Below are 14,415 nucleotides of genomic sequence, written 5' to 3' on the forward strand. Positions count from 1 at the left end.
ATTGCATTATGAAAAAAATATTATTTATTCTCATTAGTGGTATTTTTACTATAACTTCTTGTACGAATATGTTGGATTTATATCCTATTTCCAGTTCGACTAAAGAAAATAGTTATACTAAGCCCGAAGATTTCACACAGCTATTAAATTCGGTTTATGCTTTTCTGCAATCAAACGGCCAATATGGACAAAATTTCCATTTCCTGATGGAAGTTCCTTCTGATAATTCGAAAGAAACGTCTGCCACAGTGCGTGGAGGTGTGTATTATCAATTTGAGATACTTCAGGTAGCAACAGACAATAGCATCATAGAAGCTTCATGGACTGACTGTTATAAAGCAATTCAATCTTGTAATATTTTACTTGAGCGGATAGACAATATAGCTATGGATGAACCCCTAAAAACAATTACTATAGGAGAAACCTACTTTTTAAGAGCACTTAATTATTTTAATCTTGTCAGACTGTTTGGTGATGTTCCGTTGATTCTTACCGAAACTAAAGACCCCGCAGATTTATTAAGTGTCGGTCGTGAAAATAAGTCTAAAGTATATGAACAGGTAATTATCGATTTGAAAGAAGCGATCAAAAGATTGCCTGCTATTCAGGAAGAGAAAGGAAGGGCTACTATAGGGGCGGCATATACGCTTTTGGGAAAAGTATATCTTACATTGAAGCAGTATCAGGAAGCTGTGGAAGCACTGCACAACGTAAAAGGATATGCTTTGGTGAAAAATTATTCACAAATATTCGGTCCGGATAATGAATACAATGAAGAATCCATTTTTGAAGTTAACTTTACCTCAAACTTAGAAAACGAGGGAAGTGCTTTGGCTAATCTGTTTGCACCTACAGGCGAAGGTCCGACATTGGGTATTGTGGGAGCTGTATACAACCAGAATATACCGACACAAGAATTGTACGATTTATATTCTTCAGATGACAAGCGCAAGAATGTAACAATCGGAGTCAGCAACAATAAATTATATGCAAAAAAATATGTAGGTCCTACCGTTAAGGATCAGGATTCTGATATAAATGTAATAGTTTTAAGATATGCGGATGTAGTTCTTATGCTGGCAGAAGCTTTAAATGAAATAGGATATACGGGTGACGATTCAGGTGAGGCCTTTACGCTTCTGAACAGTATACGTTCGCGCGCAGGAGTATCTACTTATGATTCAGACGATTTGCCGGATCAAACAAGTTTCAGAAAAGCCATTGCGGATGAAAGAAGATTGGAACTCGCTTTTGAAAACCATAGGTGGTTCGATTTGATTCGTACAGGTACTGCTGTCGAAACAATGAATAATAGCAGCCAGGAGAGCAGTAAGTTCACGGTGAAAGATTATCAATTAGTATATCCTATACCGCAACGCGAGATTAATGCAAATCCTGTCGTTATTAAACAAAATCCGGAATATTAATATAAAAAATAAAAATAGAGTCATGAAAGATATTTTAAACTTCATCATTATTTTATCGATGTCCTTATTGTTAGCCTCATGTGGAGATGATAAAGACGGGATAAATCAACCAGATCCGATAACAGGGTTGACAACGGAGGTATTTGAAGAAAGTATTTCTTTATCATGGGATGTACCAAACGGGGAAGTAAAGAAGTATGTCATTGTATATAATCCCGGAGACGGACTGATTGATATCGTTGATCCTGCTATAACTAAATATTCAATTGAAAAGTTGAAACCGGGCACGGACTACGAGATTGATTTGTATTGGGTGAATAATGCAAATGTACGTTCTCTTGCAAGTACGGTTAATGTAACGATTCCACAGAAAGAAGGAGTGATAGAACATATTTATGTAGGCGATTTGCTGCTGCCAAATCAAAAGGCAATCGATAATTTACAGTTGAAATACACTTCTGTGACCGGTAAATTACGAATTGGAAATGGGACATCAGGCAGTGATATTACAGATGTATCTATGCTTGCAAACATTACCGAGGTGGGTACAAACCTTGAGGTAGATGGTAATAGTCTTCTGGGAAATCTTGATTTTCTAAAAAATCTAAAGAAGATTGGCGGTAATTTTTGGTTGAGAAATAATCCAATGTTGACTTCAATAACCGGTCTGAAAAATTTAAGTGAAATAAAGACGAATCTTTATATTATGGGAAATCCCAGCCTTACAAACTTGAATGGATTAGAAGGGCTTACGGCAGTGAAACTAATTAATATAGGGATAAGAAGTGGAAACAAATCAGACAAAGGTAATGAAAAATTAACTGACCTTTCCGCATTAAAACCAATATTAACCAGTCTGCCTACAGTAAGTTATCATTGTGAAGGTAATGCCTACAATCCATCAGTAGATGATATCTTAAATGATAGAGGGTCTGATTCTAAATAATTAATAGCTATGAAATATCTGAATATTTTGCTTATAATATTGCCTTTTATATTCTCATGCAGTAGTGATACTCCGGAGAATGATAAGGAAAAAATCCCCCCTATAATAGATACTTCTATTCGTGTCGGAACTTTTAATGTGGATGTAGGGCAAACGGCGACAGCGGAAGAAATAGCATTGAGTCTAAAGTCTTTTTATTTAGATATTCTTTCATTGGAAGAATGTCCCATTTTGATTGATAAGAATTCCGGAGTTGAAGAGTTTTATTCAATAATAGGTAAAGCTTTGGGAATGGAATATTTTTATATCGGTGATATATCCTCCGGAAATCATTGGATTGAATGGGGAAAGGATAAAACTGGAAAATATGCAGGAAAATACAAAGTAATATTGAGTAAAACTCCTATATTGCAGTCAAAAGAATTTGCTTTGGAGGGAAAAGGTTGGACACATTCATCGACTATTCGGATTGAAACCAAGATTAAAAATAAGGAACTAACCTTTTATAGTCTGCATATTCCGGGTAGCGCAGGAGTAGTTGAAGGTTCTGTCATGAAGAATTTAGTAGATGTTGTTTTGATGAAAGATACTAGTAAAAGAATCATAGTCATGGGCGACTTCAATGATTTGCCGGAAACTAATGCCATGCAATACATCTTTAATTCAGGCTTTAAGAGTGTATGGGATGATGTGGAAGATGCTGAACAATATATTGATAAATACAAATATGGGCAGATTGATAATATATTAATCAATAAGAATTCTGGTATGAAAGCGGAAATCGCATATAGCATTTTTAAAAAAGACATTAGTCTTTCAGATCATCCATTTCTATGGAGTAAAATAATTATTGGAGAATAAAGTACAGTAGTAATTTATAAACAGATTGATAGAACGATGGATATAAAGAAAATAGTTAATTTCATATTTTTACTCGTTTTTAGTTGTATAATCAAGGCTCAAATGACAATACCGCCTTTCCCTAAATGGGAGAAAGGATACCTTGATATTCATCACATCAATACCGGGCGGGGGAATTGCGCTTTTCTGATTTTTCCTGACGGAACGACCATGATGATTGATGCCGGTGATTTTGATGGCAAGGAATATGCCGCTAAGTATGCACCGATGCATGCAGTTCCGATATTTCCGGATAGTAGTTATACGCCCGGTTCGTCTATCATTAATTATGTGACAAATCTATTGGGAAAGGATGTAGTGATTGACTATTTTCTTCTGACCCATTTTCATTCCGATCATTATGGTGATGTTCAGAAGGCCACTGGAACTTCCAAAAACGGATATCGTATTACGGGGCTGACGGAAGTCGGAGATGTGATTCCTATCAAAATGTATGTTGATAGGGATTATCCTGACTACCAATTCCCCGTGGATTTACGATCAAAGAATGATGGAGTAGATTTGCCTACTTTCTTGAACCTATTGGAGTTCCTCAACTATCAGGAAAAACACAACGGATTGAAAGTCGAAAAGTTCGACATAGGCTCTAATACGCAATTTGTATTAAAGAAAGAACCGAAATCTTATCCGGGGTTTGAAGTCAGGAATATAAAATCGAATAATCGGTTGTGGACAGGGGAAGGTAAAAAAACGACTATTCTGTTTACCAAGGAAGAATTGATGGCAAAAAATGGCAAGTATAGTGAAAACCAAATGTCGACGGCTATTGTGGTGAAATATGGCGCATTCAAGTATTATGCGGGAGGGGATAATTCTGGTTTGGTAGACCAAGACCATGCGGAATGGTATGATATAGAAACTCCTATGGCACCCATAATAGGAAAGGTGTCGGCAGTGTCGCTCAATCATCATAGCAATCGGGATGCCACTAACCGGAACTTTCTCGAAGTGCTCGATCCTAAAGTAGTAGTGGCTCAATCATGGAGTACCGATCATCCGGGAGCGGAAGTGGGGCAACGGTTGTTATCAAAGAATATCGGAACGCAGCCTAGGGATGTTTTTATGACTTACTATGATGATGAAACGGGGGTAGCTATTGGTCCTTGGTTTGCCCGTAGCTTGAAAGCAAAACAGGGGCACATTGTGATAAGAGTATATCCGGACGGGGAATATGAAGTATATGTGCTGGATGCCCGGAAAACAGACTTGGTTATATCGAACAGGTTTGGTCCTTACTCTAGTGAATAATTCTGTGGTATCTTAAACTTATTAAAAAAAGAAAGTATGAAACGTTTTATTTTGTTGACAATCCTTTGTTGCCTTGTGCTTAGTATAAGTGCACAGATAGCAAGAGATGAAATATTTGAAGACATACATCGCTCGGCAGCCAACCATTATGCCTATCCTGATCCCCATTTCACAATGACTGCCCCACCCAAGGGGTATAAACCGTTCTACCTAAGCCATTATGCTCGTCACGGTTCCCGTTATAGAGTGAATCCTGATGATTATACGAAGCCGTTGGCAATTCTTCGCGAAGCAGAGAAAGACGGAGTACTTACAGATTTAGGCAAGAAGGCCCTCTGGCTTGTAGACAGCCTTGCGCGCGGAGCAGAAAATAGATATGGTGATTTGACTCCATTAGGTGCCCGTCAACACAGGGGAATTGCCCGAAGAATGTACAATAACTTTCCTGAAGTGTTTCAGGGAGCGGCAGAGGTGGATGCACGTTCTACAACCGTTATCCGCTGTATACTCTCTATGACGGCTGAGTGCTTGCAATTGCAATCTCTGAATCCGGAGTTGAGAATCAAGGATGAGGCTACTTCTTATGATATGTATTATATGAATTATGGAAATGAATACTTCAAAAAGAAGCGTCAGGAAGATGAAGTGATTGCTGTAAAGGCAGCTTTTCGGAAAGAGCATCTCCATCCCGAACGTTTGATGAAGTCTCTTTTTAATAACGATAATTATGTAAAGTGGAAAGTGGATGCTGGCAAGTTGATGAGTTATTTGTTTGAACTGGCAGCCATTACGCAAAGTCACGACACGGACCTTGATCTTTATTCTCTTTTTACCAAAGAAGAGTGTTATGATTTATGGCTAATCAGCAATCTGAATTGGTATATTGACTACGGGCCGTCTCCGCTCACTCAAGGTAAGATGCCTTATGTGGAAGCAAACCTGCTTGAGAATATACTGAATACTGCAGATACTTGCGTCGTGAAAAAAGAGAATAGTGCTACCCTGCGCTTCGGGCACGAGACTTGTCTACTTCCTTTGGCTTGTTTATTGGAATTAGGTGATTGTGCATATCAGACTACTGATATAAATAAATTGTCAGATATATGGCGTAACTATCGTATCTTTCCAAAAGCTTGTAATATTCAGTTCGTTTTTTACCGTAAGAAAGGAAATGATAATATCTTGGTGAAAATTTTACTCAATGAACAAGAAATGAAACTTCCGCTTGCAAGTGAGCTAGTACCCTATTATCATTGGGAAGAGGTGGAAAGATATTATAGGAATAAATTGGCTACTTTTGTCCATTGAAAGAAACAGTAATATACAAAAACTGGTCTTAAAAATGTTAGTCACCATTCCGGGAAGTAAGTAATGATTGCTTATCTTTCTGGAATGGCTTTTTTATAATCAATTAAATGAAAAGTTTTATGGAAAATTCATGTAATGATGAATTGTTTTGTTCATTGAAAAATGAACTTCGTGAAGTAACCGCACAAATCAATGTGCATAGTGAAAAATTAATGGAGCTGCTCGACCAAAAAAAAGAATCGTCAGTCAACTGACTCGAGAGATGTCGCATCTCACGCCTGTCACCATTGAGTATCGGGGAAATCCGAAGCAATATGTCTCTGTTGTGCTCGATGCCATCAATCGGGGTAGGTTGACGTATGACGGAATAGCAAATTGCGAACAGACTTTTCGTGCGTTAGCAAGCGTTGTAGATGTGATAAGCCCTAAGAATGGGAAAACGCTTAGTGTAGAGACGCTGGTGTCTTATGAGAAGAAAAAGCGTGCCGGAGAATTTGAGGAAAAATAATATAAAATAAAAAGACGATTGTTGTATAGTTGAACAACAATTCGTATATTTGCAGTATGGAAAAGAAACGTAAGATCCGTACATACGGAGGTTACTTTGAGGCTTTCATGGAGACTTTAACCGAAAAGGAACAAGATAAAATCCAGTATGGACTACTCTTGTTGAAAACACAAGAAAGACTCTCCACTAAATTTGTAAAATTTGTTCAGGACGGAGTTTTTGAACTTCGTACAGAATATAATGGTAATATATACCGGGTATTTTTCATATTTGATGATGGAAATATTGTAGTGTTGTTTAATGGCTTTCAAAAGAAGTCGCAAAAAACACCGGGTAGTGAAATAGATAAAGCATTAAAAATAAAGGAGGAATATTATGCAGATAAACAATCATCAAATAGTAGATTATGACGCTGTTCTTGATGCGAAATTTGGAGCAGAAGGTACTCCCGAACGTGCGGAAGCAGAAGAAAAAGCGTATGCTTTCTACACCGGGCAAATTATCGAAGACGCAAGGAAAAAGGCTAAGATTACTCAAGCAGAGTTAGCTCGGCGTATCGGTTCCGACCGTTCTTATATTTCAAGAGTGGAAAGTGGTCAGACAGAACCTAAGGTTTCTACCTTCTATCGTATCATGAATGCGTTAGGTTGTAGGATCGAATTTTCGATGTCTTTATAAGAAGCGATTAAAAAAAACATGGTGGGAAATTTGAAAAAGATAACTGTCTTTTTCAAATTTCCCACCGTTTTTTTGAGGAAGAAAAAGGAAAAAGGTGAGGGTAGGTGAGGGTCAATTTCTAACATTCGTATTTTTTTTTAGAAGAAAATAGAAGAATAGAAATAAGAAATATAAAAATGAAAAGTTGCAAAAGTACCCTCACCAACCCTCACCTTTTTACGTGCGAAGGAGATGAAATCTTATTCATATAGCCTGTTTGATTTCACCTGTTCTGTATCAATAATGAATACAGTGTATCTTCTCCCGTTTTTTCCCTTATGAAATTCGAAGCCGTGTTTGGACATCACTTTTCCTAGTTGGGCTTTGGTTCCGTGAGAATATTGATACCCCGTCCGTTCGCGAATCAATTCCGCAATTTCAGTGACCGTCAGATAATGCACCTTTTCGAAACGTTCCGGTTTGCGGATATGTGTCAACACCAGTTCTTCTTCCGGTGAGTGGAAAATGAAATCCTCGTTGTTCTCTTCAATCCGTGAGTTTTCCCACTGGGTGAACCAATACTGATACCCCGGCTTGTTGAGCAGATACTTGATTTGTGCATACAACTGCGCGTAGTTTATTTTGATAAACTCCATCGAGTCGACATGAAAGCAGAGAAAACGGCGGTTACCTGTGGTGTCGTGAAGCACTTCCTGGTAATTGCATGTGCCGGCAAAAGAAGCCGTATGAGGAAAGTTTTGCGAACGCCGCGCGTATGGCAGGCGGATGCTGATTACTTTGCGGGTAACCAAATCCTTGAAGATATTCAGTTCCCGTCCGCTCATCCCTTCAAATTCATCCAGATTGATAAGCATTGCCTGCGCTATTTTGGCTAGATCATCCTTGTTGCTCGGGTTGATAAGACCGGTAGAAAGATAGGCGCGCAATTCGGGCGGCAGCAGGTTGTTGATAAACGTAGTCTTTCCGATGTTCTGTATTTCGCTGCAAAGCAACAAAACAGTGTGGTTCACCACATCGTCTTGTGTGGCGGCAGCGCACATTCCCACCAGATAACGTTCCAGACATTCTACCCAAAATTTCTGGTGACTAGTATGCACGCTGTTGGCAAGGATACCGATATAATCCGTTCCGTCCCATTCAGGCAGCGAGTCTAAATACTCGCGAATAGGATGGTAGGTGATGCTGAAGTCGGAGTAGATCAGATTCTGAATCGTCTTGACGGTGCACGAATAGCCCAGTTCGTTCATCTCCATCCAAATGCTGTTTTCCATCATTTCGTCGAGAATATGGAAAGGTTCCGGTTGCTCCGTGTCCGTTTTCCTTCTGCGATATTCCATGATATGAAGCACTTCGTTGTAGCGTGTATCGTAATTTTCTTTGATATGTTGCTCAATCTGTAACATTCGCTTCTGCGTACTATTCAGCTTGCGGGTGTCGAATTCCTCGTTGTGTCCGTAAGCACTCCCGATCAGTGCGTCCATTTCATCCGCGGGAAGATCGGTGAACTGGCTCTTGATAAAAGCTGCCGCCTCTTCCTGGGGGACGCCGTAGCGATTGTACATACAAGCCAGGCAATGCAGGTAGTTGTTCCGGTTGCCGGTGACGTACTTTTCGGATTTATTGTGATAATAGTTCAGAGTCACCATTAAGGAAGCGTGCGAGGAATGGTAGTTGAGGGCCACTTGTTCGGTGAGGGGATTGTTGTCTGGTGCTGTCGTCTTTTTCTTTTTGCCGGATGCCCTTTTCTTCTTTTGAGACTTGAAGAACATCGGTGGCTGTTCCACGATGACAGCTGTGGCATCGGGATTGAAATAAATATCCGGATCGTAAGAGAACAGGCAAGTGCGGCTAACATCCTGCCCGGAAGTGTGACCTCAACTCCGCAGAGCTGGGCATAAAAGGAAGCGATTTTGTGATAAGCAGCATGATGGAAATCTTCAATTTCCTGAATTGTTTCGGGCAATGTCCCGTCTGTCCGGCATACACGTACCACGATTTTCAGTCCCATTCCTTTGGGGCTGATGAAAGCGATGCGGGTGTGGGCACACTTTTTTGCCAGTGCGAGGATGCGTGCCAATGCTTCCTGTGTCTGATGGTCGATGTCTACCACGATGTATCCCAGATACTTGACGAGAGTTGCGTTTGAACGTCCTCCCCGGTAGTTGGCTGAAAAGGTGATTTCCGGTAGTTCTATTTTCTTTTCGTTGGCTGCTTTCTCGCCTTGTTCCGCGAAGATTCGGCGCACGTCCTCCACCGTTTCCCGGTATGTGCCGTTGCTGATGGCCGATACGATTTCTTCTTCTGTCATTTCGGCTATGACGCGGTAAAAGTCTTGAAAGATGGTAAAATGATCCATGTTGGTTTGTTCTTTTTAATTTGCGGTTGCAAAGAAATTTGTTTGTAAAATAATAGAATGGAACTTTTCGTTTTTTTGATTAAGTTCCTAGGGTTCTCCCAAATAGCGTATGATCGTTGCCACTTGCCGGGGAGAGAGAAGGCGGTTGCGGGCACGATAGCCTTCTTGTTCGAGTTCTTGCAGGAGCGGAAGGTTGTAGACAATCCAACGACGTAGTATTTGTAAGGCTACTTTGAGGCATACGTTGGGGTTGTAAAGATGAGCTAGTTCCGACTTTTTATAAGTGCGGATAAGAAATGGCTGGTCCGGATAATACATGATGAATGATGTTTGGTTTATGCTATAAAGTTACTGAAAATTAATGGTTTATTAAAAGAATAACGTCATTATTATTCATAGAGTATCAGGAAACTTCGTTGGGGAATCCGGAGGGTGGAAAATGTGTTATCTTTATGTCGTTAACAAATAAGGAACGCGTTCGAAATGTGTGAAATCTTAAAATTATTTTATTATGGCAATGACAGTAACTTATTCAGTAGTGCCGCGCAAGAATCCTGCCAAAAAGGATGAGTCGGCAAAGTATTACGCGCAGGCACAGGCTTCGGGAGAGTTGGATTTTGAAGAGTTGTGCGAAGGAATCACCAGTCGGTCTACCTGTACGGAGACAGATGTGCGTGCCGCCATTTCGGGTATTCTTTATGAGGCGAAGCGTGCGTTGAAAGCGGGAAGAATAGTCCGGTTGGGTGATTTGGGCAGTTTGCAGATCGGGTTGAACAGTGAAGGAGCTGTGTCGGTCAAGGAGTTTTCAAGTTCGCTGATTACGGCTGCCCATATTATTTTCCGTCCCGGAAAGACGTTGGCGGACATCACGAAGATTCTTAGCTACCAACAAGTAACGACGCGTGCGGTGGCCCAAACGGGCGGTAGCGGCAATGAAGGAGAAGACGATGACAAAGGTTCCGGTGGTGGTTCAGACGGTGGTGGAAGCGGAGAAGCTCCGGATCCGGCAGCATGATAACTTTAATATTAGATCAAATGAAAGAAATTGTAACTAAGATTTTGGATGTAATCATGTTCCTTGTGCCTTTCTTCGGAAAAAGAAAGCGGAACAGAATTGTGAGAGAGGTGCGCTTCAATGCTACCCATAAGGAAGTGTGTAATGTGAAAACGACGGAAAGGGAGAAGGACGATGAGAAAGATTAGTCTGATTGTGATTCACTGCTCTGCTACCCGTGTCGATCGCGACTTCACGGCGAAGGATGTGGACACTGCCCATCGCTTTCGGGGCTTTTCGTGTTGGGGGTATCATTACTACATTCGCAAGTCGGGACAGATAGAGCCGATGAGGGATGAAGATACGGTGGGTGCTCATGCACGCGGTTTTAATGCGATTAGTTTAGGGGTGTGCTATGAAGGCGGACTGGATGAGGACGGAAAGGCAGCGGATACGCGTACTTCCCGCCAGAAAGAATCTTTGCATCGCCTGGTACGCGAACTGTTGCAGCGTTATCCGGATGCAAAGGTGGTCGGTCATCGGGACTTGAGTCCTGACACCAATTATAATGGAATTGTTGACCCTTGGGAGCGGATCAAAGAGTGTCCCTGTTTCGAGGTGAAAGCAGAGACATGGTGATTTTTATCCTATTTATTACTGTGGTGGTTAATTGACCACCACAGTAGTGAAATACTCTTTAAATACCTCCGCAGCTTTTTCAAGTTGTTCGGGGGTATTTTCTTTTACGTCTTTCAGCTTGTATTCCTGCTCCATCGCTTCATACTTATGTACGCCTAATGTATGATAAGGCAGGATTTCCACTCGTTGCACCATCTTATATTTTCCCAGAGCCTCTCCCAAGCGGCGGATATCCTCTTCGAAATCGCTGTATCCGGGCACTAATACATAACGCAGCCAGAAAGGTTTCTCGTTTTCTTCCAGCCATGCTGCCGTGCGGATGGTTTGCTCGTTACTTCTTCCGGTCAGTGCTTGATGGCGTGCCGGATTGAACTCTTTAATATCCAGCAATACAAGATCCGTCAGTTTGAAAAGTTCTTCTACTTCTTCGTTCCAGATACCGCCGTTGCTGTCTATGCATACATGTATTCCCTTTTCTTTCAGTTCACGCACTAAAGGGACTAGTGCTTTGGCCTGAAACGTAGGTTCTCCTCCGGAGAAAGTGACTCCTCCGCGTTTCCCGAAAAAAGGACGTTGGCTCATAGCCATGCGGACGATTTCTTCCGGTGGGGTAGGTGTGCCTCCTTTTCCGGCTATCGTGTCGGGGTTGGCACAATACAGGCAGCGGAAATTGCATCCTTGAAGAAAAACGACGAGCCGTAAGCCCGGCCCGTCGAATGTTCCCATACTTTCGTATGAATGTACGTTTATCGTCATATTGAGTAGATCTGATTACATACGTTCGTGGAAGCTACGGCTGATAACTTCCAATTGATGTTCGCGGCTCAACTTCACGAAGTTTACGGCATAACCGGAAACACGGATGGTGAGTTGCGGATATTTTTCCGGATGTTCCATGGCATCGTAAAGCATTTCACGGTTCAGTACGTTCACGTTCAGGTGGTGAGCGCCTTTGGTGAAATAGCCATCCATCATTGTCACCAGATTTTCTACGCGATCCTCTTCAGTAGCTCCCAGTGATTTGGGGACGATGGAGAAAGTGTTGCTGATACCGTCCTGTGAGTCGCGGTAACGTAATTTCGCTACGGAACTCAAAGAGGCGATGGCACCGTTCTTGTCACGTCCGTGCATAGGGTTGGCTCCCGGAGCAAAAGCGACACCTTTGGCGCGTCCGTCGGGAGTAGCACCTGTCTTCTTGCCATACATCACGTTGGAAGTGATGGTGAGCAAAGATAAAGTAGGACGGGCATTTTTGTAAACCGGAAGTTTCTTCAATTCTTCGCTGAAGAAATAGACCAGGTCAACACCCAGGTGGTCTACCTTGTCGTTGTCATTACCGAAGCAAGGGAATTCGCCTTGAATATCGAAACCTTCTGTCAGACCGATGTCGTTGCGGCGTGCGGTTACTTTAGCATATTTGATGGCCGACAGTGAATCGAGGGCGATAGAAAGTCCGGCTACACCATAAGCAAGGTTGATGCGTGGGTTGGTATCTACAAGAGCCATTTGGGCTTTTTCGTAGTAATACTTATCATGCATATAATGGATGATGTTCATCGCTTCGTTGTAAACACGGGCGATTTCTGTCAATACCTTCTTGTAGTTGCTCATTACTTCTTCGAAGTTCAGTGTGTCGCTGGTTAGTACGGAAATATTTTTCACCATTACCGTACCGGTGTTTTCGCAACGTCCGCCGTTGATGGCAAGCAACAGGGCTTTTGCCAGGTTGCAACGTGCGCCGAAGAACTGGATTTGTTTTCCGATTTCCTGATAAGATACGCAGCATGCGATTCCGTAGTCGTCAGACTGGCGTACTTCACGCATCAGGTCGTCGTTTTCATATTGGATGGAAGAAGTGTCGATAGATACTTTTGCGCAGAATTCTTTGAATCCTTCCGGAAGTTCCGGGCTCCACAATACAGTCAGGTTCGGTTCCGGTGAAGGGCCGAGGTTGTAGAGTGTTTGCAGGAAGCGGAAAGAAGTCTTTGTCACCTTGGTGCGTCCGTCGTTGAGGCGTCCGCCCAGAGATTCGGTTACCCATGTCGGGTCGCCGGCAAAGATGTCGTTGTAAGATTGCATACGCAGGTGGCGCACCATACGCAGTTTGATGACAAATTGGTCGATCAGCTCCTGTGCGAAAGATTCTGTGATGGTTCCTTTGCTCAATTCATATTCCATATAAATGTCGAGGAACGAAGAGACGTTACCCAGTGACATGGCAGCACCGTCTTGTTCTTTTACGGCAGCAAGGTAAGCCATGTATACCCATTGTACTGCTTCTTGTGCGGTGTAGGCAGGACGGCTCAAGTCGAGTCCGTAGTATTCGCCCATTACCTTCATGTCCTTCAATGCCTTGATTTGCTCTGCCACTTCTTCGCGCAGGCGGATGCGGGCTTCGGTCATCGGACCGGTAAGGTTACGCAAATCTTCTTTTTTTGCCTCAATCAATCGGTCGATACCATAGAGAGCCATACGGCGGTAGTCGCCGATGATACGTCCGCGGGCATAGTTGTCAGGAAGTCCGGTGAGGAATCCCAGAGAACGGAACGAACGGATTTCTTCGGTATATACGTCAAATACTCCGTCGTTGTGCGTCTTGCGGTAGTGAGTGAATATATCTTTTACGCGGTCGTCCACTTCCACGCCGTTTTCGTGGCAGGCTTTGCTTACCACATTGATACCTCCGAAAGGCTTGATGGCACGTTTCAGAAGTTCGTCTGTCTGCAGACCGACGATCAGTTCGTTTTCTTTGTCGATATATCCGGCTTTATGAGAAGTGATGGTTGAGACGGTGACATTATCCAGTGAGCGTACTCCGTTATTGGCTCTTTCTTCTGCCAGTGCTTCGAGGCAGCGGTTCCATACAGCTTTTGTGCGTTCGGTAGGTCCTTCGAGGAAAGAAGCATCTCCATAATACGGAGTGATGTTGTGACTAACGAAATCTCTTACGTTGATTTCTGTGCTCCAAAGACCGTCTTTAAAGATCTTATTTAATTCCATAAATGATAAAATTAGAGGTTGTAGTTATCCTTTTCTTTAGAGCGCACAAAGTTACAACGTTTTTTCATATAATCAGCATAAATATGCTCTATTTTATGCTTTTCAACATAAAATACCTAGATATTGCTATTCTTTGGAAATGATGTTCGTGATTTTTTTTTGTGAAAACTCTTGTAAGTTTAAAATATATTCGTACCTTTGCACCGCTTTTAACGAAAAGCACTTCTGATAAAGAAGTTTTGGAGAGGTGGCAGAGTGGTCGATTGCGGCGGTCTTGAAAACCGTTGTACTGCGAGGTACCCGGGGTTCGAATCCCTGTCTCTCCGCAGAACCTACTGGACAAAACAGGACAGTAAGCGGACAAAAACCTACAAATCAGCGATTTGTAGG

Annotated in this window: 15 protein-coding genes, 1 tRNA gene and 1 pseudogene; 13 read left to right on the plus strand and 4 right to left on the minus strand. The window is 42.1% G+C overall.

What is annotated here, in order from left to right; genetic code table 11:
• Positions 1-8 precede the first annotated feature (8 nt).
• The 9 genes from NQ505_RS13560 (at position 9) to NQ505_RS13600 (ending at position 7,036) form a co-directional block, all read left to right on the plus strand.
• Positions 9-1,427, plus strand: coding sequence for a RagB/SusD family nutrient uptake outer membrane protein (locus NQ505_RS13560; protein WP_004325424.1), 1,419 nt, complete (start codon positions 9-11; stop codon positions 1,425-1,427).
• A gap of 22 nt (positions 1,428-1,449) precedes the next feature.
• The gene (locus NQ505_RS13565; RefSeq protein WP_004325425.1) at positions 1,450-2,373 is read left to right on the plus strand and encodes a fibronectin type III domain-containing protein; all 924 of its coding nucleotides are present in this window, start codon (positions 1,450-1,452) and stop codon (positions 2,371-2,373) included.
• A 9-nt stretch (positions 2,374-2,382) separates the two neighbouring features.
• Positions 2,383-3,234 (plus strand): endonuclease/exonuclease/phosphatase family protein, encoded by an 852-nt coding sequence (locus NQ505_RS13570; protein WP_004325426.1) that lies wholly within the window; start codon positions 2,383-2,385, stop codon positions 3,232-3,234.
• 102 nt (positions 3,235-3,336) lie between these two features.
• The gene (locus NQ505_RS13575) at positions 3,337-4,542 is read left to right on the plus strand and encodes an MBL fold metallo-hydrolase (RefSeq protein WP_232293052.1); all 1,206 of its coding nucleotides are present in this window, start codon (positions 3,337-3,339) and stop codon (positions 4,540-4,542) included.
• A 36-nt stretch (positions 4,543-4,578) separates the two neighbouring features.
• Positions 4,579-5,850 (plus strand): histidine-type phosphatase, encoded by a 1,272-nt coding sequence (locus tag NQ505_RS13580; protein WP_004325428.1) that lies wholly within the window; start codon positions 4,579-4,581, stop codon positions 5,848-5,850.
• A 119-nt stretch (positions 5,851-5,969) separates the two neighbouring features.
• A complete protein-coding gene (locus NQ505_RS13585) occupies positions 5,970-6,104 on the plus strand; it encodes a hypothetical protein (protein ID WP_004325429.1) in 135 nt (44 codons plus the stop codon).
• Positions 6,105-6,112: 8 nt separating this feature from the next.
• Complete coding sequence (locus NQ505_RS13590) at positions 6,113-6,358, plus strand: hypothetical protein (RefSeq protein ID WP_004325430.1); 246 nt, start codon at positions 6,113-6,115, stop codon at positions 6,356-6,358.
• A gap of 56 nt (positions 6,359-6,414) precedes the next feature.
• Positions 6,415-6,768: a type II toxin-antitoxin system RelE/ParE family toxin gene (locus NQ505_RS13595; protein ID WP_004302296.1), complete on the plus strand. Its 354-nt coding sequence runs from the start codon at positions 6,415-6,417 to the stop codon at positions 6,766-6,768.
• Complete coding sequence (locus NQ505_RS13600; protein WP_004302297.1) at positions 6,734-7,036, plus strand: helix-turn-helix domain-containing protein; 303 nt, start codon at positions 6,734-6,736, stop codon at positions 7,034-7,036. The genes NQ505_RS13595 and NQ505_RS13600 overlap by 35 nt, the downstream gene beginning before the upstream one ends.
• 239 nt (positions 7,037-7,275) lie before the next feature.
• Here the strand turns inward: NQ505_RS13600 and NQ505_RS13605 are convergent.
• Positions 7,276-9,392, minus strand: a pseudogene (locus tag NQ505_RS13605) (BT4734/BF3469 family protein).
• 87 nt (positions 9,393-9,479) lie between these two features.
• A complete protein-coding gene (locus NQ505_RS13610; RefSeq protein WP_004302304.1) occupies positions 9,480-9,710 on the minus strand; it encodes a DUF4248 domain-containing protein in 231 nt (76 codons plus the stop codon).
• A 193-nt stretch (positions 9,711-9,903) separates the two neighbouring features.
• Here NQ505_RS13610 and NQ505_RS13615 point away from each other — a divergent pair, with 193 nt between their 5' ends.
• Genes NQ505_RS13615 through NQ505_RS13625 form a run of 3 tightly spaced genes read left to right on the plus strand, consistent with a single transcriptional unit; the run spans position 9,904 to position 11,025 of the window.
• Positions 9,904-10,407 (plus strand): HU family DNA-binding protein, encoded by a 504-nt coding sequence (locus NQ505_RS13615; protein WP_004305836.1) that lies wholly within the window; start codon positions 9,904-9,906, stop codon positions 10,405-10,407.
• Positions 10,404-10,595, plus strand: a complete 192-nt coding sequence (locus NQ505_RS13620; RefSeq protein WP_004302306.1) for a hypothetical protein — start codon at positions 10,404-10,406, stop codon at positions 10,593-10,595. Before NQ505_RS13615 ends, NQ505_RS13620 begins: the two co-directional genes overlap by 4 nt.
• Positions 10,582-11,025: an N-acetylmuramoyl-L-alanine amidase gene (locus NQ505_RS13625; protein ID WP_004319684.1), complete on the plus strand. Its 444-nt coding sequence runs from the start codon at positions 10,582-10,584 to the stop codon at positions 11,023-11,025. The genes NQ505_RS13620 and NQ505_RS13625 overlap by 14 nt, the downstream gene beginning before the upstream one ends.
• Before the next feature lie 27 nt (positions 11,026-11,052).
• On the opposite strand, the gene pflA is transcribed toward NQ505_RS13625, so the two are convergent.
• Both pflA and pflB read right to left on the minus strand, forming a co-directional pair.
• Positions 11,053-11,781 carry a pyruvate formate-lyase-activating protein gene (gene pflA / locus NQ505_RS13630; protein ID WP_004308786.1) on the minus strand — a complete coding sequence of 243 codons (729 nt, stop codon included), beginning with the start codon at positions 11,779-11,781 and terminating at the stop codon, positions 11,053-11,055.
• A gap of 15 nt (positions 11,782-11,796) precedes the next feature.
• Positions 11,797-14,025: a formate C-acetyltransferase gene (gene pflB, locus NQ505_RS13635; RefSeq protein WP_009000816.1), complete on the minus strand. Its 2,229-nt coding sequence runs from the start codon at positions 14,023-14,025 to the stop codon at positions 11,797-11,799.
• Positions 14,026-14,266: 241 nt separating this feature from the next.
• Here pflB and NQ505_RS13640 point away from each other — a divergent pair.
• Positions 14,267-14,351 (plus strand) — tRNA-Ser (locus tag NQ505_RS13640).
• Positions 14,352-14,415 lie beyond the last annotated feature (64 nt).

It is taken from the genome of Bacteroides sp. D2 (assembly GCF_025147085.1).
GTDB lineage: Bacteria > Bacteroidota > Bacteroidia > Bacteroidales > Bacteroidaceae > Bacteroides.

What these genes read in the sequence shown, in the direction of transcription:
- NQ505_RS13560 (WP_004325424.1), top strand. Translation starts at nt 9, where the DNA reads ATGAAAAAAATATTATTTATTCTCATTAGTGGTATTTTTACTATAACT.
- NQ505_RS13565 (WP_004325425.1), top strand. Translation starts at nt 1,450, where the DNA reads ATGAAAGATATTTTAAACTTCATCATTATTTTATCGATGTCCTTATTG.
- NQ505_RS13570 (WP_004325426.1), top strand. Translation starts at nt 2,383, where the DNA reads ATGAAATATCTGAATATTTTGCTTATAATATTGCCTTTTATATTCTCA.
- NQ505_RS13575 (WP_232293052.1), top strand. Translation starts at nt 3,337, where the DNA reads ATGACAATACCGCCTTTCCCTAAATGGGAGAAAGGATACCTTGATATT.
- NQ505_RS13580 (WP_004325428.1), top strand. Translation starts at nt 4,579, where the DNA reads ATGAAACGTTTTATTTTGTTGACAATCCTTTGTTGCCTTGTGCTTAGT.
- NQ505_RS13585 (WP_004325429.1), top strand. Translation starts at nt 5,970, where the DNA reads ATGGAAAATTCATGTAATGATGAATTGTTTTGTTCATTGAAAAATGAA.
- NQ505_RS13590 (WP_004325430.1), top strand. Translation starts at nt 6,113, where the DNA reads ATGTCGCATCTCACGCCTGTCACCATTGAGTATCGGGGAAATCCGAAG.
- NQ505_RS13595 (WP_004302296.1), top strand. Translation starts at nt 6,415, where the DNA reads ATGGAAAAGAAACGTAAGATCCGTACATACGGAGGTTACTTTGAGGCT.
- NQ505_RS13600 (WP_004302297.1), top strand. Translation starts at nt 6,734, where the DNA reads ATGCAGATAAACAATCATCAAATAGTAGATTATGACGCTGTTCTTGAT.
- NQ505_RS13610 (WP_004302304.1), bottom strand. Translation starts at nt 9,710, where the DNA reads ATGTATTATCCGGACCAGCCATTTCTTATCCGCACTTATAAAAAGTCG.
- NQ505_RS13615 (WP_004305836.1), top strand. Translation starts at nt 9,904, where the DNA reads ATGGCAATGACAGTAACTTATTCAGTAGTGCCGCGCAAGAATCCTGCC.
- NQ505_RS13620 (WP_004302306.1), top strand. Translation starts at nt 10,404, where the DNA reads ATGATAACTTTAATATTAGATCAAATGAAAGAAATTGTAACTAAGATT.
- NQ505_RS13625 (WP_004319684.1), top strand. Translation starts at nt 10,582, where the DNA reads ATGAGAAAGATTAGTCTGATTGTGATTCACTGCTCTGCTACCCGTGTC.
- pflA (WP_004308786.1), bottom strand. Translation starts at nt 11,781, where the DNA reads ATGACGATAAACGTACATTCATACGAAAGTATGGGAACATTCGACGGG.
- pflB (WP_009000816.1), bottom strand. Translation starts at nt 14,025, where the DNA reads ATGGAATTAAATAAGATCTTTAAAGACGGTCTTTGGAGCACAGAAATC.